Origin of the sequence: Pantoea sp. OXWO6B1 (assembly GCF_001641135.1) — a bacterium.
GTDB classification, from domain to species: Bacteria; Pseudomonadota; Gammaproteobacteria; order Enterobacterales; family Enterobacteriaceae; genus Pantoea; species Pantoea allii.
This window is the reverse complement of record NZ_LWLR01000001.1, coordinates 1,346,754-1,366,733: the sequence shown is the minus strand read 5'-3', so window position 1 is coordinate 1,366,733 and position 19,980 is coordinate 1,346,754. Positions and strand designations below refer to the sequence as shown.

General features: G+C 57.8%; 12 protein-coding genes. 9 read left to right on the top strand and 3 right to left on the bottom strand.

What is annotated here, in order from left to right:
• Window positions 1-27 precede the first annotated feature (27 nt).
• Window positions 28-1,947, bottom strand: a complete 1,920-nt coding sequence (gene sltY, locus A6A26_RS08565) for a murein transglycosylase (RefSeq protein WP_063878341.1) — start codon at window positions 1,945-1,947, stop codon at window positions 28-30.
• A 270-nt stretch (window positions 1,948-2,217) separates the two neighbouring features.
• On the opposite strand from sltY, the gene atzF reads away from it, so the two are divergent.
• The 9 genes from atzF (at window position 2,218) to A6A26_RS08520 (ending at window position 16,265) form a co-directional block, all read left to right on the top strand.
• Window positions 2,218-4,014 (top strand): allophanate hydrolase, encoded by a 1,797-nt coding sequence (atzF, locus tag A6A26_RS08560; protein ID WP_063878340.1) that lies wholly within the window; start codon window positions 2,218-2,220, stop codon window positions 4,012-4,014.
• A 3-nt stretch (window positions 4,015-4,017) separates the two neighbouring features.
• Window positions 4,018-7,635 carry an urea carboxylase gene (gene uca, locus A6A26_RS08555; RefSeq protein WP_063878339.1) on the top strand — a complete coding sequence of 1,206 codons (3,618 nt, stop codon included), beginning with the start codon at window positions 4,018-4,020 and terminating at the stop codon, window positions 7,633-7,635.
• A gap of 9 nt (window positions 7,636-7,644) precedes the next feature.
• The gene (locus A6A26_RS08550) at window positions 7,645-8,346 is read left to right on the top strand and encodes a GntR family transcriptional regulator (protein ID WP_063878338.1); all 702 of its coding nucleotides are present in this window, start codon (window positions 7,645-7,647) and stop codon (window positions 8,344-8,346) included.
• A 30-nt stretch (window positions 8,347-8,376) separates the two neighbouring features.
• The gene (gene urtA, locus A6A26_RS08545) at window positions 8,377-9,645 is read left to right on the top strand and encodes an urea ABC transporter substrate-binding protein (RefSeq protein WP_063878337.1); all 1,269 of its coding nucleotides are present in this window, start codon (window positions 8,377-8,379) and stop codon (window positions 9,643-9,645) included.
• Window positions 9,646-9,722: 77 nt separating this feature from the next.
• A complete protein-coding gene (gene urtB, locus A6A26_RS08540) occupies window positions 9,723-11,288 on the top strand; it encodes an urea ABC transporter permease subunit UrtB (protein WP_063878336.1) in 1,566 nt (521 codons plus the stop codon).
• Window positions 11,288-12,364: an urea ABC transporter permease subunit UrtC gene (gene urtC / locus A6A26_RS08535; protein WP_063878335.1), complete on the top strand. Its 1,077-nt coding sequence runs from the start codon at window positions 11,288-11,290 to the stop codon at window positions 12,362-12,364. The genes urtB and urtC overlap by 1 nt, the downstream gene beginning before the upstream one ends.
• Window positions 12,357-13,148: an urea ABC transporter ATP-binding protein UrtD gene (urtD, locus tag A6A26_RS08530; RefSeq protein ID WP_063878334.1), complete on the top strand. Its 792-nt coding sequence runs from the start codon at window positions 12,357-12,359 to the stop codon at window positions 13,146-13,148. Before urtC ends, urtD begins: the two co-directional genes overlap by 8 nt.
• Window positions 13,149-13,847 (top strand): urea ABC transporter ATP-binding subunit UrtE, encoded by a 699-nt coding sequence (urtE, locus tag A6A26_RS08525; RefSeq protein ID WP_063878333.1) that lies wholly within the window; start codon window positions 13,149-13,151, stop codon window positions 13,845-13,847. It begins immediately after the preceding gene.
• Between the two features lie 300 nt (window positions 13,848-14,147).
• Entirely contained in the window at window positions 14,148-16,265 is a 2,118-nt protein-coding gene (locus A6A26_RS08520; RefSeq protein ID WP_063878332.1) for a TonB-dependent siderophore receptor, read from the top strand.
• Window positions 16,266-16,306: 41 nt separating this feature from the next.
• Here the strand turns inward: A6A26_RS08520 and A6A26_RS08515 are convergent, their stop codons facing one another.
• Window positions 16,307-17,539 (bottom strand): MFS transporter, encoded by a 1,233-nt coding sequence (locus A6A26_RS08515; RefSeq protein ID WP_063878331.1) that lies wholly within the window; start codon window positions 17,537-17,539, stop codon window positions 16,307-16,309.
• Between the two features lie 88 nt (window positions 17,540-17,627).
• Window positions 17,628-19,979 (bottom strand): GNAT family N-acetyltransferase, encoded by a 2,352-nt coding sequence (locus A6A26_RS08510; protein WP_063878330.1) that lies wholly within the window; start codon window positions 19,977-19,979, stop codon window positions 17,628-17,630.
• Window position 19,980: the final 1 nt, after the last annotated feature.

The following is a 19,980-nucleotide window of genomic DNA, read 5'->3' as shown; positions in this document are numbered from 1 at the left end:
GCTAAAGAGTACGGAAGCTTAACACAGCTAGTAGCGGCGATTCCACTCAGCATCTGACAGGATCTTGTCAGGCTGGCCCATGAAATACCGGTAGTAGGCATCATAAGCCAGCACGTTCTTCACGTAACCCCGGGTTTCGGAAAACGGAATGGTTTCGATAAAGGCGACCGCGCTCAGATTCCCTGCGGTACTGCCCTGCCACGTCCGTACCCGGCCCGGCCCGGCGTTGTAAGCCGCGGACGAGAAAATCCGGTTCTTATCAAACTGCTGGTAAACATACTCCAGATACTGCGTCCCGATCTGGATATTGGTTTGCGGATCGAACAGCTGAGACGGATTGACATAGCCGGGTATGTTGAACATCTTCACGGTGTGCGTCGCTGTCGCGGGCATAATCTGCATCAGCCCACTGGCTCCCACCGGTGAACGTGCTTTGGGGTTCCACGCACTTTCCTGACGGGAAATGGCCATCGCATAACTTTGCGGAATGGTTTTCCCCTGGGTGTTCTGCTTATACAGATCCTGCCATGCCAGCGGGAAACGTTCTTTCAGGCTGTCCCACATTTTCGCGGTAATCGTCGCCTGTACGCTCAGATCCCACCAGTCCTGTTCGCTGGCATAACGCGCCAGCATCTGCTGCTGCACATGGGTTTTGCTGCCAATCAGGTTAGCCCATTCGCTGCGTGCCAGGTTGTCCATCCCCCAGTACATCAGCTCACGCACGCGTGCCAACTCCGGCCCCTGGATTGTTGCACTGTCCGGTTTTGGAGCGGCATCCACCTGAAGTGGATACTCCACGCCCAAACGTTGCGCGGCGACCATGGGATAAAAACCGCGTGACTTCATCAGCTTATGCAGTATTTCATCCGCTTCTTCTTTTCGATCTTTTGAATAAAGCAGATCGGCCTGCCAGTATTGCCACTCATCTTTCTCTTTTGCCTCAACCGGCAGACGAGCAATCCAGGTGTTCAGACCACGACGATCGTTTTCAGTGAGCGCCAGGCGCACCCGCCGTTCTACTAACGCGGTAGACTCACTGTCCATCACCACCGCATCGCGCCAGCGCGCCTGCTCTGACGTCAGATCGCTCCCCATCATGCGCCAGACCACAATTTCTTTCAGCGCCTGCTCATCTTCGGGGCCCATTTTTTGCGCCCGCACCAGTTGCGGGATCATGCTACGGGCATTTTCCATATCGGCACGCGCGACGCGGGTGAACGCAAAAATCGTGGCCTGCCGTGTGAAATCGGTCGCACCGACGCTGTTGGCAAAGGTTGTAACGGATTGGGGATCTTTTTGCAGCGCCAGCAACGCATCCGACATCGTCTTATAATCGGCGGGCAGCGTTTTCGCCAGGTAGCTGACCAGGCTGTCATTGCCCGCTTTCATCGCCAGACGGATACGTTCAAGAATGGTGATGGGAGAAAGCTGACCGCTGGCCTGCCAGACAGAAAATAACTTGTCACAGTCATTCGGCAGGGCCGTACCACGCAGCCAAATCGCTTTTGCACCGTCAAAGGCGACCTGCTGCTGACCGGTTGACCATTTGGCATAGTACCAGTTACAGCGCGCCTGAACCGGCGTGGGTTCATCGGGGCTGAAGTTGAGCACGCCTTGCCAGTCCTGACGATGTGCCAGTACGTTAACAAAACGCGTTTTCAGCGAGCGGGCGGGCGGTAACGTGGGATACTTTTGAATGAAATTCTGTACCGCCAGGCTGGTTTCCTGATCGAGATCCTGCGCCAGCAGACGATATTCTAAATACGGGTAAAGCGGATAATCCTGCAGCGTCGGTAACAGCTGTTCGACTGTCGCCATTTGATTGCTGTCCCACGCCTGCTTAATCTGTTGATATCGTTGCCGTTGTTGATCAAGCGAATCAGCCCATGCGCTGCCTGCCGTGCTGACCAGGCAGATCCCTATCATCCAGTTACGCCACTTCTCCACGTAAATCTCCTCTGTTGCTGGGCGCTGGCTACGTGCCAGACGTTATTCATGCTAACCAGGGGAAGCCACTCTTGCCATGTTCTTCACAAAATTTACCTTAGCAGACGTTCAACGCACCGCGATGTCACAATGCCTGCGCGACAACTGTGCATTTTATCATCACAGATACTTATGGATGGCTGAATTATCTTATTGATTCATATATTTAAAATTCTGGCACAGGCTTTGCTTTGTTGAATCCCATCTTGTATACCTGTTGGAATTCACTGCATGGCTTCGACATTTGGCTTAACCCTAAAAGAGTGGCAGCAACGCGCTCAGCAGCACCCTGAGCAGATCCACACGCTGCTGGCGGCCCACCTTTCTGAGCTGGCCCCGGAAGATAATGCCTGGATCTACCTTGCCACGCCGTCCCAGTTAATGGCGCAAACTGAGCCGCTCCTGGCGCGCTACCAGCAGGACCCGGACTCGCTCCCACTGTTTGGTGTGCCCTTTGCAGTGAAAGACAACATTGACGTGGCAGGCTGGCCGACAACCGCCGCCTGCCCTGCTTTCAGCTATACCGCTGTTGATGATGCATTTGTGGTGGCGCGACTCAAAGCGGCGGGCGCGGTGGTGATGGGAAAAACCAACCTCGACCAGTTTGCTACCGGCCTGGTCGGCACACGTTCACCCTACGGCGCGGTATGTAATACCTTTGACCCGGATTTTGTCAGTGGCGGTTCGAGTTCCGGCTCTGCCTCGGTACTGGCACGGGGCCTGGTGGCGTTCTCACTGGGTACCGATACCGCAGGTTCAGGCCGGGTACCGGCAGGATTCAACAACATTGTCGGCCTGAAACCGACCAAAGGCTGGCTGTCCGCTCGCGGCGTCGTCCCTGCCTGCCGCCTGAATGACACGATCTCGGTGTTTGCACTGAGGGTAGAAGAAGCCTTTACCGTGGCCAGCCTGGCAGGTGGATACGATGCGCAGGACGCTTACTCCCGCGTTAGCCCACGCACGGCCCCCGCCGGCATGAAACCCCATCCTGATTTCGCCATTCCTGCTTCACCGCCGTTTTTTGATGATGCGGCTGCCGAAGCGGCATGGGATGCGGCGCTGGCCGCACTACAGGAGAGCGGCGCAACGCTGCATCCCATTGATTTCACGCCTTTCAGCCGACTCGCTGAACAGCTTTACCATGGCCCCTGGGTGGCCGAGCGTACCGCCGCCGTGGGTGAGATGCTTGCCCGGCCCGAGAAGATGGACCCGGTGGTGCACGGCATTGTCTCCAATGGCCTGAAATACAGCGCGGTCGACGCCTATCAGGCCGAATACCTGCGCGCCGATTTGACCCGCCATATCCAGCAGGTTCTGGCGCAGTTTGATGCGCTGGTTGTGCCCACCTCCCCCACGATTTACACCCTGGAGGAGATGCAGCAAGAGCCGGTGCTTTATAACTCGCATTTTGGGACGTACACCAACTTCACTAATCTGGCCGATCTCGCGGCGCTGTCACTGCCCGCCCCTTTCAGAAACGATGACCTGCCGGCAGGTATTACCCTGATTGCACCAGCCTGGCACGACCGCGCTCTGGCGCAGTTTGGCCTGCGCTGGCAGCAGGCTATCGCCCTGCCGCTGGGGGCGACAGGCAGAGCCCAACCTGCTGCGCCTGCACCACTTCCCCTTTCCAGCGACCACGTTCGCATTGCGGTGGTGGGCGCGCACCTGACCGGCATGCCACTTAACTTTCAGCTCACGCAACGCCAGGCAGTCTGGGTAGAAGAGACGCAGACCGCTACGCAGTATCGCCTGTTTGCCCTGTTGGATGGCCCCATCAAAAAACCCGGTCTGATGCGAGCGGAACAAGGCGCAGCCATCACCGTCGAGTTGTGGGATATCCCACTGGCGCGCTTTGGCGAGTTCGTGGCCGAGATCCCAGCGCCATTAGGCATTGGCAGCCTGACGCTCGCCGATGGTCGCGTGGTGAAAGGCTTTATTTGTGAAGGTTCCGCGCTCACACACGCGCTGGAGATCACCGAATTCGGCGGCTGGCGTCACTGGCTCGCCTCTCTGGAGAGTCAATAAATTATGTTCAGCACCGTCCTGATTGCCAACCGTGGCGAAATTGCCTGCCGCGCTATCCGTACCCTGAAACGTCTGGGCATCACAAGCGTCGCGGTCTTTTCCGATGCCGACCGCAACGCGCAACATGTTAAAGATGCCGATATCGCCATCGGTCTGGGCGGTGACAAAGCCAGCGACAGCTATCTGCGCATTGATAAGATTCTGGCCGCCGCGCAGGAAAGCGGGGCGCAGGCTGTCTGGCCGGGTTACGGCTTTCTCTCTGAAAGTCTGCCGTTTGCGGCCGCCTGTGAGCAGGCCGGCATTGTGTTTGTTGGACCGACCGCGCAGCAAATTGGTGAGTTTGGGCTAAAACATCGCGCGCGTGAGCTGGCAGCGCGCGCCGGAGTGCCCATGACGCCCGGTACGGCGCTGCTCGACTCACTGGATGACGCCCTGGCCGCCGCAGATAACATCGGTTATCCGGTGATGTTAAAAAGCACTGCCGGTGGCGGTGGGATTGGGCTGACGCGCTGTGCCGACCCCGATGCGCTGCGTCAGGCCTGGGAAAGCGTCCGTCGGCTTGGCGAACAGTTCTTCAGCGATGCAGGCGTATTTCTTGAACGCTGCATCGATCATGCCCGTCACGTTGAAGTGCAGATCTTCGGCGATGGCAAGGGTACCGTGGTCGCCCTGGGTGAGCGCGACTGCTCACTGCAACGCCGCAACCAAAAAGTGGTAGAAGAAACGCCCGCGCCCTGTTTACCCGCCGCAACCCGTGATGCGCTGCTGGCCTCAGCGGTGCGGCTGGGCGAGGTGGTTAATTACCGCAGCGCGGGAACCGTCGAGTACATTTACGATGCACAACAGGACGCCTTCTATTTCCTGGAAGTGAACACTCGCCTGCAGGTTGAGCATCCGGTCACCGAATGCGTCACCGGTCTTGACCTGGTGGAGTGCATGTTGCGCGTCGCGGCCGATGACGCGATCGACTGGCCACGCCTGCAGCAGGCACCTCAGGGTGCCTCGATTGAAGTTCGGTTATACGCCGAAGATCCGCTCAAAAACTTTCAGCCCAGCCCTGGCGTGTTAACCCACGTCAGCTTTCCCGACGATGTGCGCGTCGATAGCGGGATCGGCACCGGTAGCGAGGTCTCAAGCTACTACGATCCGATGATTGCCAAACTGATCGTACACGCCGAAACCCGTGACGCCGCGCTCACCAAACTGCAAGCCGCACTGGATGCCACCCAGTTGCACGGCATCGCCACCAATCTTGACTACCTGCGACAGATTGTCGCCACCGACGCGTTTCGCACTGGCAAGGTCTGGACACGTTTTCTGGATAATTTCACGCCGTCGGCAGCCGTGGTGGAAGTCCTGCAGCCCGGCACCTTTAGCTCCGTGCAGGATGTACCAGGCCGCCTTGGCTACTGGGATATCGGTGTGCCGCCGTCAGGCCCGATGGATGACTATGCTTTTCGCCTGGCCAACCGCATCGTCGGCAATCACGAGGCCGCTGCCGGGCTGGAATTTACCTTACAAGGCCCGACGCTGCGTTTCCATTGCGCGGCGACGATTGCCCTGACCGGCGCTGACTGTGCCGCCACGCTGGACGGTGAACCCGTCGCTAACTGGCAGCCTGTTACGGTCAGGGCAGGACAAACGCTCACGCTGGGACGCGCTCAGCGCGGCTGTCGCTGTTATCTGGCCATTCGTAACGGTTTTGATGTGCCGGAATACCTTGGCAGCCGCGCCACCTTCTCGCTCGGGCAGTTTGGCGGGCACGCGGGGCGGACGCTGCGGGTCGCCGATATGCTACCGGTTTCCCAGCCATTGCTGGCGGCCTGTACCACGCCAGCGCCAGTCAGCGCACCTCAGGCACTCAGCCCGGCGCTGATACCGGTTTATACCAACGAATGGCGCATTGGCGTGCTGTACGGACCCCACGGCGCACCTGACTTCTTTACCCAGGCCGCCATCGATGATTTCTTTGCCAGCGACTGGCAGGTTCACTACAACTCCAACCGTCTTGGCGTACGCCTGGTCGGGCCAAAACCCAGTTGGGCACGCGCCAACGGTGGTGAGGCCGGCCTGCATCCGTCTAACGTGCATGACTGTGAGTACGCCATTGGCGCGATCAACTTTACCGGCGACTTTCCGGTGATTCTGACCCATGACGGCCCAAGCCTTGGCGGTTTTGTCTGCCCGGTGACGATAGCGAAAGCCGAGCTGTGGAAAGTGGGTCAGGTCAAACCCGGCGACAGTATTCGTTTTCACCCCATCAGCGTTGAAGAAGCCACCGCGCTGGAAAACGCTCAGAGGCAGGCAATTGCCACACTGCGCCCCCAGCCTGCGCCAGCCTTTCCCGTGCCCTCACTGGCCGAAAACCGCTTTGGTTCCGGCACGCTGCTTGCCGCCGTTGCGGCCACGGAGACCTCTCCACAGGCGGTCTATCGCCAGGCTGGCGATAAGTACATCCTGATTGAATATGGCGATAACGTCCTCGATCTGGCGTTGCGCCTGCGCGTGCATTTGTTAATGGAAACGCTACGTGACCGGCCCGTTGCCGGTATTGAAGAGCTCTCTCCCGGCGTGCGCTCGCTACAAATTCGCTATGACAGCCTGATCTTGAGCCAGTCGCAGTTGATGGCCGAGTTACTGGAACGTGAAGCCCTCCTTGGGGATGTGAGCCAACTGAAAGTCCCGTCACGCATCGTCTGGCTGCCGATGGCATTTGAAGACAGCGCCACGCTCGGGGCCGTTGAGCGCTATAAAGAAACCGTGCGGGCCAGTGCGCCCTGGCTGCCAAACAACGTCGACTTTATTCAACGTATCAATGGATTACCCCACCGCGAACAGGTGCGTGAAACGCTTTTTGACGCCAGTTACCTGATTCTGGGGCTGGGCGATGTGTACCTCGGCGCGCCCTGCGCCGTACCTGTCGATCCGCGCCATCGTCTGCTGAGTTCCAAATACAGCCCAGCCCGTACCTTTACGGCAGAAGGCACCGTCGGCATCGGCGGTATGTATATGTGCATTTACGGCATGGACTCGCCCGGCGGCTACCAACTGGTCGGTCGCACCTTACCCATCTGGAACACCTTCCTGAAAAACCCGCAGTTCAGCGCCGGTGAGCCGTGGCTGCTGCGCTTCTTCGATCAGGTGCGCTTCTATCCGGTGACGGAAGAGGCGTTAACGCAGATGCGTGACGATTTCCGCGAAGGTCGCGCCACGCTTCGTATCGAAGAAACGGAATTTGATTTTGCCGCCCACCAGCAGTTTCTGACAGATAACGCTGAAGATATCGCGGATTTCCGCCAACGCCAGGCTGCGGCTTTCGACCAGGAGGTCACGCTGTGGTCGCAGGAGGAACAGGAGGTCGCGTCCCCTTCTGATACCGCACCGGATGCCGCCGTTGAGGACGACAGTGCCCTGTCCGTACAGGCGGATATGAACGGCAACATCTGGAAAGTCCTGGTGCAGCCCGGTGACGACGTCAGCGCCGGTCAAACGCTGGTGATTGTTGAAGCGATGAAAATGGAGCTGGCAATTGTCGCCCCGACGGCGGGCCGGGTGAAACGCGTCGACTGCCAGGCAGGCCGCGCCGTCAATCCCGGCGATTCACTGCTGTGGCTGGAATAAGGAGAGCCGATGACCACCCGATCCCCTCGTCATAAAGGTCGCCCGGAAGCGCTGGCGGAACGCGTTTATCAGACACTGAAAAACGACATTTTTGAATTTCGCCTGATGCCCGGTGACCGCTTCAGCGAAAGTGAAATCGCTGAACGTATGGCGGTCAGCCGCACGCCGGTGCGCCAGGCGCTGTTCTGGCTGGAGCGTGAAGGTTATGTCGACGTCTGGTTTCGCAGCGGATGGCAGGTAAAAACCTTTGATTTCGCCTATTTCGAGGAGCTGTACGACCTGCGAACGGTGCTGGAGTGCGAAGCCGTGAAGCGCCTTTGCGAGCTGCCCTCGGCGCAGTGCGCCGCCCGGCTGCGCGAGCTTTATCAGTTCTGGTGTGAGGCCGCCCGTCTGGATGAGGGCAAGAAGGTGTCCCAGCACGATGAAGCCTTTCATATGACGCTGGTTGCCGCCGCGGGCAACAGTGAAATCGCGCGTATCCACGCCGAACTGACCGAGAAGATCCGCATTATCCGACGTCTCGATTTTACCCGCGAAGACCGGATCGCGGCGACGTATCGCGAGCACGCGCAAATTTTACAGGCCATTTTATTGCAGCAAACCGGTGAAGCCCAGCAGATGCTGAGTGGGCACATTGCCGCCAGTAAGGCAGAGGTCAGAAAAATCACAATCCATATGTTACAGCAGGCCAGGCTCCAACCCATCGAATAACGCATCCATCTAACCAGGGGTTTAACATTGATGAAAAGACGTTCATTGCTTAAGGCTTTTGCGCTCTCCGCTACCGTCGCAGGTATGGGATTCTCATGGAGTGCTCAGGCGGCTGACACGATTAAAGTGGGCATTATGCACTCGCTTTCCGGCACCATGGCGATTTCCGAAACGCCGCTGAAAGATGTCGCCCTGATGACCATTGATGAAATCAATGCAAAAGGCGGCGTGCTGGGTAAAAAGCTCGAACCGGTGGTGGTGGACCCGGCATCAAACTGGCCGCTGTTTGCAGAAAAAGCGCGTCAGCTACTGACCCAGGATAAAGCGGCCGTCGTTTTCGGCTGCTGGACATCGGTATCGCGAAAATCCGTGCTGCCCGTCTTTGAAGAACTCAACGGCCTGCTCTTCTACCCGGTGCAATATGAAGGCGAAGAGATGTCCCCCAACGTTTTCTATACCGGGGCAGCGCCTAACCAGCAGGCCATTCCTGCAGTGGAATACCTGATGAGCGAAGATGGCGGCAGTGCCAAACGCTTCTTCCTGCTGGGAACAGATTATGTTTATCCCCGCACCACCAATAAGATTTTGCGCGCCTTCCTGCATGCCAAGGGCGTACAGGATAAAGACATCGAAGAGGTCTACACGCCGTTTGGCTACAGCGATTACCAGACCATCGTATCGAATATCAAAAAGTTTGCCGCAGGCGGGAAAACGGCGGTGGTCTCCACCATCAATGGCGACTCCAACGTCCCGTTCTACAAAGAGCTGGCTAATCAGGGCATCAAAGCCACCGATATTCCGGTAGTGGCGTTCTCTGTGGGCGAAGAAGAACTCCGGGGGATTGATACTAAACCTTTAGTCGGTCAGCTCGCCGCATGGAACTACTTTGAGTCACTGGATAACCCCACCAACGCCAAATTCGTCGCCGATTATCGTGCTTATGCCAAAGCCCATAACCTGCCCAACGCCAGCAGCGTTGTCACCAACGATCCGATGGAAGCCACCTACGTTGGCATTCACATGTGGGCACAGGCGGTAGAAAAAGCGGGCACCACCGATGTGGATAAGGTGCGTGCCGCCATGGCCGGTCAGACCTTCAAAGCGCCGGATGGCTTTACCCTGACGATGGACCAGACCAACCACCATCTGCATAAACCCGTGATGATTGGCGAAGTGGAAGAGAACGGTCAGTTCAACGTGGTCTGGCAGACCGACAAACCGGTACGCGCCCAACCCTGGAGCCCGTATATCCCCGGTAATGACAAAAAACCCGACCACCCTGTGAAAACATCCCAGTAAAACAGGTGCCGCCCTTGTCCCGGAATAAGGGCGGCAAAAAGGACTTTCCATGCTCGCTTATTCAATGAGGCTCACTCATGACGCTTCGCCTGTGTTTCTTTAGTTTTTTGCTGCTCCTGCCGCTGTTTGCCAGCGCCGGACCGGCAGCCGACTTCGCTGCGGCCAGCCGAACCCAGCAGGCGGCATTGCTGCAACAGTGGGCGGCTGCGCCGGATGCCAGTCGCCTACCGCTGCTTCAGGCGCTGAAAGCCGAAACCGTGGTCACGGATCAGGATCGCCATCCCTTCAGTAAAACCGATAGCAGGTTGCTGCCGCTGGATGCCGCCCTGCAGCCGACGGGTGAAGTGAAAAAACTGTTTATGAACAACCGGCTGCGCGTGCTGGTTGCCAGTGCCCTCGCCGCCCATCAACTGGTGAGCAATGATGCCAGCGTGCGCCTGAGCGCAGCTCAGCAGTTACAAAATGATGCGGCCAGCGATCTCCTTCCGCTGATTACGCAGCGCCTGAGCGTCGAAAAGGATGCGCGAGTGCACGCTGCGCTGGCAATGACAGCAGCCAACCTGCAACTGACCAGCTCTCAGCCCATGGTTCGGCTGCGGGCGGTAAAACTGTTGGGCGAGTCCAGCGATCCCAATACCCAGGCCAGCCTGCAACGGCTGACGCAGCCCACAGCGGAACCCGATGAAACCGTCCGTGAAGCGGCGGCAGACAGCCTGAAACAGATCAAAAGTCGCCTGATGTGGGGCGATCTGCTGGGTCAGGCGTTTAGCGGCTTATCGCTGGGTTCGATACTGCTGCTTGCCGCGCTGGGTCTGGCAATCACCTACGGTCTGCTGGGGGTGATCAATATGGCGCACGGGGAAATGTTGATGTTGGGTGCCTACGCCACCTGGATGGTGCAAAACCTGTTTCAGCAGTTCGCGCCGCACTACATCGACTGGTATCCGCTGCTGGCGCTGCCGGTGGCCTTTTTGATGACCGCAGCTATCGGTATGGCGCTGGAACGCACCATTATCCGCCATCTTTATGGCCGCCCGCTGGAAACGCTGCTCGCCACCTGGGGCATCAGCCTGATGCTGATTCAGCTGGTGCGGATGCTGTTTGGCGCGCAAAACCTTGAGGTCGCTAACCCCGCCTGGCTGTCTGGCGGTTTGCAAGTGCTGCCTAACCTGGTCCTGCCCTGGAACCGCATCGCGGTCATTCTGTTCGTGGTATTTGTGCTGATGCTGACCTGGCTGCTGCTGAACCGCACGCGCCTGGGAATGAACGTGCGTGCGGTAACACAAAATCGAGCCATGGCCGACTGCTGCGGCGTACCGACAGGACGCGTGGACATGCTGGCTTTTGGCCTGGGCTCCGGCATTGCCGGGCTGGGCGGCGTGGCCCTGTCCCAGTTGGGTAATGTCGGCCCGGAACTCGGCCAGGGCTACATTATTGACTCCTTCCTGGTGGTGGTGCTCGGCGGGGTCGGTCAACTGGCCGGAACCGTCGTGGCGGCGCTGGGGCTGGGCATTCTCAATAAAGTGCTGGAGCCGCAAATCGGCGCGGTGCTGGGGAAGATCCTGATTCTGGTCATGATCGTGCTGTTTATTCAAAAACGTCCGCAAGGGCTGTTTGCGGTGAAAGGAAGGGTGACTGACTAATGACGCAACCGATCACCTTACGTCTGACTCGCCAGGCCCCGCGCCTGACGCTGTGTATTGGCGCACTGGTTACGCTGATGCTACTGATGATGCCGTTTCTGGCGCTGCTGCCTGCCGCCCATCCGTTGGCGATATCGACCTATACCTTAACGCTGGTGGGGAAAATCCTGTGCTATGCCGTCGTCGCGGTGGCGCTGGATCTGGTCTGGGGCTATGCCGGTTTACTCTCTCTGGGGCACGGTCTGTTTTTTGCGCTGGGCGGTTATGCGATGGGCATGTACCTGATGCGTCAGGCGGCGGGCGACGGCGTACCGGCCTTTATGGCTTTTCTCTCCTGGGATCGCCTGCCGTGGTTTTGGACGGGCACCCAGCATTTTGCCTGGGCGCTGTGCCTGATTGTGCTGGTGCCCGGCCTGCTGGCGCTGGTGTTTGGTTTTTTCGCCTTCCGCTCGAAAATCAAAGGGGTTTATTTCTCGATCATGACCCAGGCGCTGACCTATGCCGGTATGCTGCTGTTTTTCCGCAACGAGACCGGCTTTGGTGGCAACAACGGCTTTACCGGTTTCACCACCCTGCTCGGCTTTAACGTCACCGCCACCGGCACGCGCATCGGGCTGTTTATCGCCACCGTTATGCTGCTGTTGGTCAGTTTGGGCCTGGGTTTTGCCCTGGCTCGCAGTAAATTTGGTCGGGTGCTGACTGCGGTTCGCGACGCGGAAAACCGTCTGATGTTCTGCGGTTACGATCCCCGCGGCTTTAAGCTGTTTGTCTGGACGCTGTCCGCCGTGTTGTGCGGTGTGGCGGGCGCGCTCTATGTGCCGCAGGTCGGCATTATCAACCCCGGTGAAATGTCCCCGACCAACTCCATCGAAGCCGCCATCTGGGTCGCACTGGGCGGGCGTGGCACGTTAATTGGCCCACTGCTTGGCGCCGCGATTGTTAACGGCGCGAAAAGCATTTTCACCGTCGCCTTTCCAGAATACTGGCTGTTCTTCCTGGGAATGATGTTTATCCTGGTCACGCTGTTTCTGCCGCGTGGTGTGATTGGCCTGCTGCGTCGGAGAAAACATGACTGAGCACCCGTTTACCCAATCGTTTCCTTCGGATCGCCATCGTGTTCAGCGCGATCCGGTGTTGCAACTGGAACAGGTCACCGTCTCCTTTGATGGCTTTCGCGCGCTGACCGATCTTTCCTTAGCGATCGGCGTTGGCGAACTGCGCTGCGTGATTGGTCCCAACGGGGCAGGGAAAACCACGCTGATGGACGTGATTACCGGCAAAACACGGCCAGATAAAGGCCGGGTCATTTACGATCAGGATCACGATCTCACGGCACAGTCACCTGTGGAAATTGCCCGCCGTGGTATCGGGCGCAAGTTTCAGAAACCCACGGTGTTTGAAGCCCTGACGGTGTTTGAAAATCTGGAGCTTGCCCTGAAAACCAGCAAAACTGTCTGGGCCAGCCTGCGTGCACGGCTTAACAGCGAGCAGCGGGATCGCATTGACGAGGTCCTGCTCCTGCTGCGGCTCACCGGTTCGCGCCAGCGCCAGGCGGGCTTGTTGTCACACGGGCAAAAACAGTTTCTGGAGATCGGCATGCTGCTGGTACAGGAACCGCACCTGCTTCTGCTGGATGAGCCCGCCGCGGGCATGACCGATGCGGAAACCGACTATACCGCCGAGCTGTTCCGCGGTCTGGCAGGAAAACACTCACTGATGGTGGTTGAGCACGATATGGGCTTTGTGGAAACCATTGCCGACCACGTGACGGTTTTGCATCAAGGCAAGGTGCTGGCGGAAGGGTCGCTGCGCGACGTTCAGGCCAATGAGCAGGTCATCGACGTTTATTTGGGGCGCTAAATGTTACAGGTATCGGAACTGCATCAATATTACGGCGGCAGCCATATTCTACGTGGCCTGTCCTTTGAGGTTAAGACCGGTGAGATCACCTGCCTGCTGGGCCGCAACGGCGTGGGAAAAACCACCCTGTTGAAATGCCTGATGGGGTTGATTCCGGCCAAATCGGGTGAGGTACGCTGGCAGGACAAGTCGATTGGCGCGCGAAAGCCTTATCAGCGCGTGCAGTCCGGCATCGCTTACGTCCCACAAGGACGCGAAATTTTTCCGCGTCTGACGGTCGAGGAGAATCTGCTGATGGGGCTGTCACGCTTTCCCGCTGCCAGGGCGAAACAGGTTCCTGATGAGATTTATCAGCTTTTCCCCGTGCTGTTCGACATGAAGTCACGTCGTGGCGGCGACCTGTCGGGGGGACAACAGCAACAGCTGGCGATTGGACGCGCGCTGGCAAGCCGTCCGCAGTTGCTGATCCTCGACGAGCCCACCGAAGGGATACAGCCATCGGTGATCAAAGAGATTGGCATGGTGATCCGTCAGTTGGCGCAACGCGGCGATATGGCGATTCTGCTGGTCGAACAATTCTATGATTTTGCCGCTGAGTTAGCCGACAGCTACCTGGTCATGTCACGCGGCGAAATTATTCAGCGCGGTCGGGGTGACGATATGGAAACGGATAACGTGCGGAGCCTGGTCGCGATCTGAGATAACAGCCACGTAGCAGGTCAGAAATGCTTGCTGACCTGCCCATCTTGTTTACCTGGCGAGTGCCGCACGAGCCGCCATTTCCCCCCGCTGAAATTGCCCTGAGCCCACCCGCCATCCACGCCGTTTTCCTTCTGCCTGCAATTTCTTCAGCCATAACGGTGAACACGTCTTGTAATCATTAACAGTAAAGGCAATAATTCTCATTTGCATTCAATGCGCATTATCTGATCGTAATCAAAATTTACGCTCCTTTCCTCTGAAAGGAGCAGGGTATTTACCTTTTGTAAGGGATAAACAATGAGAATGCCTTTCGGCCCGAAACGGTTAGCGTTGCTGTGTTCCATCGCCATTGCCACACCGGCAGTCACGTTTGCCGCCAACACGCTGGTGGTGACGGCAAAGCCTGAAGAAACGTCGACAACCCCAACAGAAGGCTATACGACGACCGTCAGCAAAGGCGCGACCAAGACCGATCGCCCGCTGATCACCACCGGTCAGTCGGTGTCGGTGGTGACGCGCCAGCAGATGGACGATCAGGGCGCAATGGATGTGAATCAGGCGCTGAACTATACCGCGGGTGCCTTTACGAACTTCGCCGGCGCGGCCACCCGCTACGATACGGTGTCGCTGCGCGGTTTCCACGGCGGCGATGTGGATAATATTTTCCTCGACGGCCTGCGCCTGATGAGCGATCCCGGCAGCTACAACGTGCTGCAGGTTGATCCCTGGTTCCTCGAACGCATTGATGTGATCAAAGGGCCTTCTTCCGCCCTGTACGGGCAAACCGTACCGGGTGGCTTAGTCATGGAGACGTCTAAGCGTCCACAGTATGCCCCCGCCGGTCACTTCCGCCTGTCCACCGGCACTCACAACACCAACAGCGCCGCATTTGATTACACCAATGCGATTAACGATCAGTGGGCTTTTCGTCTGACCGGCATCACGCGCAACAGTGATACGCAGTACGATCATACCCGCGAAGAAAAATATGCGATTTCACCCTCGCTGCTGTGGCAGCCGGATGAGGATACCTCACTGCTGTTACGCGCCTATCTGCAAAAAGATCCTTCCGGTGGCTACCACAGCGCCGTGCCGGGTGACGGCAGCATCACCGAGCATAACGGACGTAAGCTCAGCACCGGTTTTTATGACGGCGACAGCACGCTGGATCAGTTCAAACGTCGTGAGCAAATTTACAGCGCGGAGTTCGCTCACCGCTTTAACGAAACCTGGGCCTTCCGCTCCAATGCCAGCTACTCCCATTCCAATGTGGATTTGGATCAGGTTTATCAGGCTGGCTGGGATTCCCCTCAGTCTGAACTGCTCAACCGCTACTACTCCGGTTCACGTTCCTCACTGCAGGCGTATGCGATCGATAATCAACTGGAAGCCGATTTTGACACGGGCCCGGTGGATCATAAGGTGGTGCTGGGCGCGGAATATCATCAGTACACCAACGATTTGCGCGATGCCAGTGGTTTAGCCAGCCAGCTCAATGCGCTGACAGGCCAGGCCGTGGGACCGAATCCGGCTTACGTGTTCCAGAACTCGCAGCGCCGTTACTATCAAACCGGTATGTACCTGCAGGATGAGATGAAATGGGACAAGTGGCATCTGGATCTTTCCGGCCGCTACGATCGGATCGTCTCTGAAAACAGACAGTACAGCAGCGATACGCAGTATCGTCGTCAGGACGATCACGTGAGCGGTCGTGCGGCGCTGCTGTATGCATTCGATAACGGTATCTCTCCGTACGTCAGCTACAGCCAGGCCATTACGCCGCAGTCCCTTTCCGGACAGGATGGCAATCTGCTGAAACCCACGACCTCGGAACAGTACGAAACCGGCATTAAATACCAGCCGGTGGGCACGTCCGATCTCTACTCGGCGGCGATCTACGATCTGACCCAAAATGACGTCGGCAATCGTGTGGTGGTGGGGTCCTATTATGAACCGGCCGGGAAAGTGCACTCGCAGGGGCTTGAGCTGGAAGCACATAATCAGTTAACCCCGCGACTGAGCACGCTGGCGAGCTTTACGCTCAACCACGTGCGCTTTAAAGATTCCATCGACGGTAATAACGGTCATACGCCTTACGTCACGCCTGATTCGATGGCTTCCGCGTGGGCGAAATACCAGTTCGACGCCGGGATCAGCATCGGTGCAGGCGTGCGTTACATTGGTCGGCAGTGGGCAGACAATGAAAATACCACCCGTCTGCCGTCTGCCACGCTGTTTGATGCCTCGGTACGTGCCGACTTAGGCGCCTGGAACAGCAACCTGAAAGGGGCTTTTGTGCAGGTTAACGCCAATAACCTGACCGACCGCGACTATGTGTCCGCCTGCTACGGCACCGGTTTCTGCTACTGGGGCGCGGAACGGACCGTCGTTGCCACTGTCGGCTACGATTTCTGATCGCTACCGAACCGGCGGCAAACCCTGCCGCCTGTCTCACCCTATACTGCGACGACGCGATGTCGTCGCAGATTTTCGCGCAGAAACGACCGCACCAGTCCCAACCACAGCAAGCCGCACAGCAGATTCACCAGGCTGAACCAGGCCATCCCGCCACTGAAATACGCCACTTTGACCGCCTCAATGCCCAGCGCAAACACCACCATACTGATCATGCCCAGCATCGCCGCCACGCTGCCCTTCCCTGCCCGGCTGGAAAAGAGCGTCAGTCGGTACAGCCCGGCATTCACCATTCCTGTGCCGAAACCGTAAAGGCTCAGGCCCGCCGTCAGCCATACATAGCTGCCTGCATCCATAAGCGTGCCGACAGCGGCTATCGCCAGACCGGTAATAATCGGCCAGGCACCCAGCCGCAGCGGCTGCTCAACCGGCAGACGGCTGGCAAGCCGACCCAGCGTCAGATTTCCGGCAATCATCGCCACAAAGACCGGCAACTGGAGCAGCGCATATTCCATTCGGCTCAGCCCCAGATCGTGAATCAGGATCACCGGAGAAAGGGCGACCCAGCCCAGACAGGGAATGGTGACCAGGCCAATGGCCAGCGAACCGCTTATCACCTGCCGCTCTTTTAACAACGCGTAATAGCCCGCTGCCAGCGACGTCAGCGACACAGAGGTGTTTCTGTCGCCCGCCGTTTCCGGCATCGAAAACCACAACCCCGTCAGCGCCAGGGCAGACAGCGCAGCAAAAAACAGAAACAGCGTGCGCCAGTCTGCGACGGCAAGAAACGCCGTGCCCGCCAGCGGCCCGGCCAGCGGTGCCAGCAGGGCCACGTTAGCCATCAGCGCCATCATCTTTACGCTGAGTGCGTCGTCAAACGCTTCCTGAATAGCGGCATAACCGACCGCGCCGATGAAACACAGGCTGATGCCCTGAAGAAAGCGCAGCAAGATAAACTGCCCCATGCTCTGTACCCAGTGGGTTGCCAGACAGGTCAGCATGAAAAACGCGACGCCCGCCAGCAAGACCGGGCGGCGTCCCAGCTTGTCCGACAGCGGCCCCAACAGCCACTGCAACACCATGCCGCCCATCAGGTAAGCGGTCAGTGACGTGGACACCCACTCCGGGCCGACATGAAACGCCTGCGTCACCCGCAACATGCCCGGCTGAATCATGTCGTGCGCCAGATAGGTGGCAAATTCAAATAACACCAGCGATAAGGGGAACAGTAAATGTCGACGCGTGAGGCGCGAGACAGGTTGAAAAAGAGCCATCGTGAATACTTTCCAAAACAAGATAAAAAAACGCGGCCGCCTGAGCGACCGCGCTGATACTGTCCGACGTGCTGACACCGCTAACGGGTCAGCGCCATGTGGCAATTGGGTTAACCAGCGTGCCAGCAAACTTGAGGTTTTCTGCGGGATCGGACAGGTTAATCATCTGCTGGTTATTCGCCAGCTGCAGGCGATTCAGGCAGGAGCGGGTAAATTCGGGCGCAAACATGTCGTAGCGGGCGAACTTGCTGGCAAGCTGCGGATGCGCCTGCTGATAGTCCTTCACGCACTGCGCCACCAACTGCCAGAACTGGCTTTCCGACAGCGTATTCGACTGATGCAAAATCGCGCTGATAAAGCGGAAGATGCAGTCGAAGACGTCGGTAAAGATCGACAGCAGTTTAAGGTGCTCAGGCACGTCCACCGCCAGTCGCTGCACCTTTTCAGGCAGAACGGCATCCGGATTCATCACCGCGATCTCCTCCCCAATGTCCTTCATATAGGCGCTGACCGGCACATTGTTTTCCAGCAGCAGGATCAGGTTTTCGCCATGAGGCATAAACACCAGATCGTATTGATAGAAGCAGTGCAGCAGCGGGCTGAGGTAACAGTTCAGGTAACGACCAATCCACTGTTCCGCAGGCAGGCCGGAATCAGCGATCAGCGCGGGCAGTAACGGCTGCTGATGGTGATCGACATGCAGCAACGCGGCCATGGTCATTAAACGCTGGTTGGGCTGCAGATCAGTGACCGGATTATCGCGCCACAGGGCCGCAAACATTTTCTTGTAAGCGGAGTCGCCTTGAATGGCGCGTTCATAGTGTCGGTTGTGATAGCCCACAGCGGCCACTTCGCGCAGGATGCGGAAATCACAGCGCTGGAGCCAGTCATCCTTTGCCACCAGCCTTTCCAGCCATTCATTAATCGCGGGCGTGGTCGCCATATAGTAAGGAGAAAGGCCGCGCATAAAGCCCATGTTCAGCACCGACAGCGCCGTTTTCACATAGCGTTTACCCGGCTGACTGCGGTTGAAAAAGGTGCGAATCGATTGCTGCGCCTGATAGCCATCGTCCCCGATCCCCAGATAAATAATGTCCTGGCTGGCAATATCCGCGGCAAACACCGTCAACAGTTTATTCTGCCACTGCCAGGGATGGACCGGCATCAGGATATAGTCGTCGGTGACGACACCCTGGCTCGCCAGTTGAGCAGCGAACTGGTCAAGCGCAGGCTGTCCTAACTCTTCCTGCAGCAGGCGCTCATAGCTCAGCTCGCTGATGCTGGAGAAGTGGGCATTACGGCGATGCACGGCCACCCAGATCAGATTCACCGGCGTGGCGGCTTCGGGGGCATAAGCCAGATAATCGCGCGCATCAAAACCGATACGGCCGTTATTGGCGACAAAGCAGGGATGGCCTTCCGTCATCGCGGATTCGACGGTCTGAAAGTCCGCCTTTACCAGCGCCTGGCTGTCTGGATTATTCTTCTGCAGTTTAAACACGCTGCTGCACAAGGTGCTGCTGATCTCCTCCATGTAGGTCGCCAGCAGCGCCTGAGAAATGCCGATTTGCGCATTAAACTCCTCAATAAACTGCAGCGCATCCAAGGGTAAACGGCGGCCGTTTTCCTGTTTTTCCAGCGACGCCAGATCGATTTCCCAGTGGTCAAGCGCCCGGCGTTGTGCAGAAAAAACGTATGCCGATTCGCCCCCCGGTACGGCCAGTTGATAACGGCCAGCGCCCATGTCGACAGGCGTGATCAATTTTTCGTGCGCGAATTCGGCAATCGCTTTGCGAATCAGTAAACGGTTGGCTTGCAGCCAGTCATTGCCGGTAAGGTGTGAACCGTTCAACAGCGGTGTGGTGTTATTCATCAGTGAATCCTGCAGTAGAGCCTGTTGATAATCTTCGCGCTGGCAGAAGGCCAGCCAGGCGGTTTTATGTTCCATATCAATCTGGTGCTGATAGCGAAAACCGGCACGTTTATTCAGGCGATGGATTTTGTCATTGCGCACGTCCGGCTCGACCACCACGCGGTTGACCTCGGGGCGGCTGAACAGGTAGTCCATGACCGTACTGAACACCTGCCAGCTAAACTGGCTGACCGGGTTCACCGCGGGCGCGATCAGAATATGCATGCCGTAGTCGTCTGGCTGTGCGGGATAATGCCTGCCGACCTCATCATCGCTGGCGCGATAGCATTCAATCAGAAACGCCGGTTCGCCATCGCAACAGCCGATTAAGGCCGCATGGGGATCTTTTGCCGTCAGCTGTTGATAGAATTCGGCGACCTGTTCGGGCGAGTGATCCTGCATGCCCCAGAAGCGGGCGTAGTCGCGCGTGACCCAGCGGTGAATAAGCGTCACGTCGTCGGGCTGCATGGCACGGAGGGTAAACTGGCCCGCAGGTCGGGCCGCAGTGAAAAGCGTTGACTGTGACATA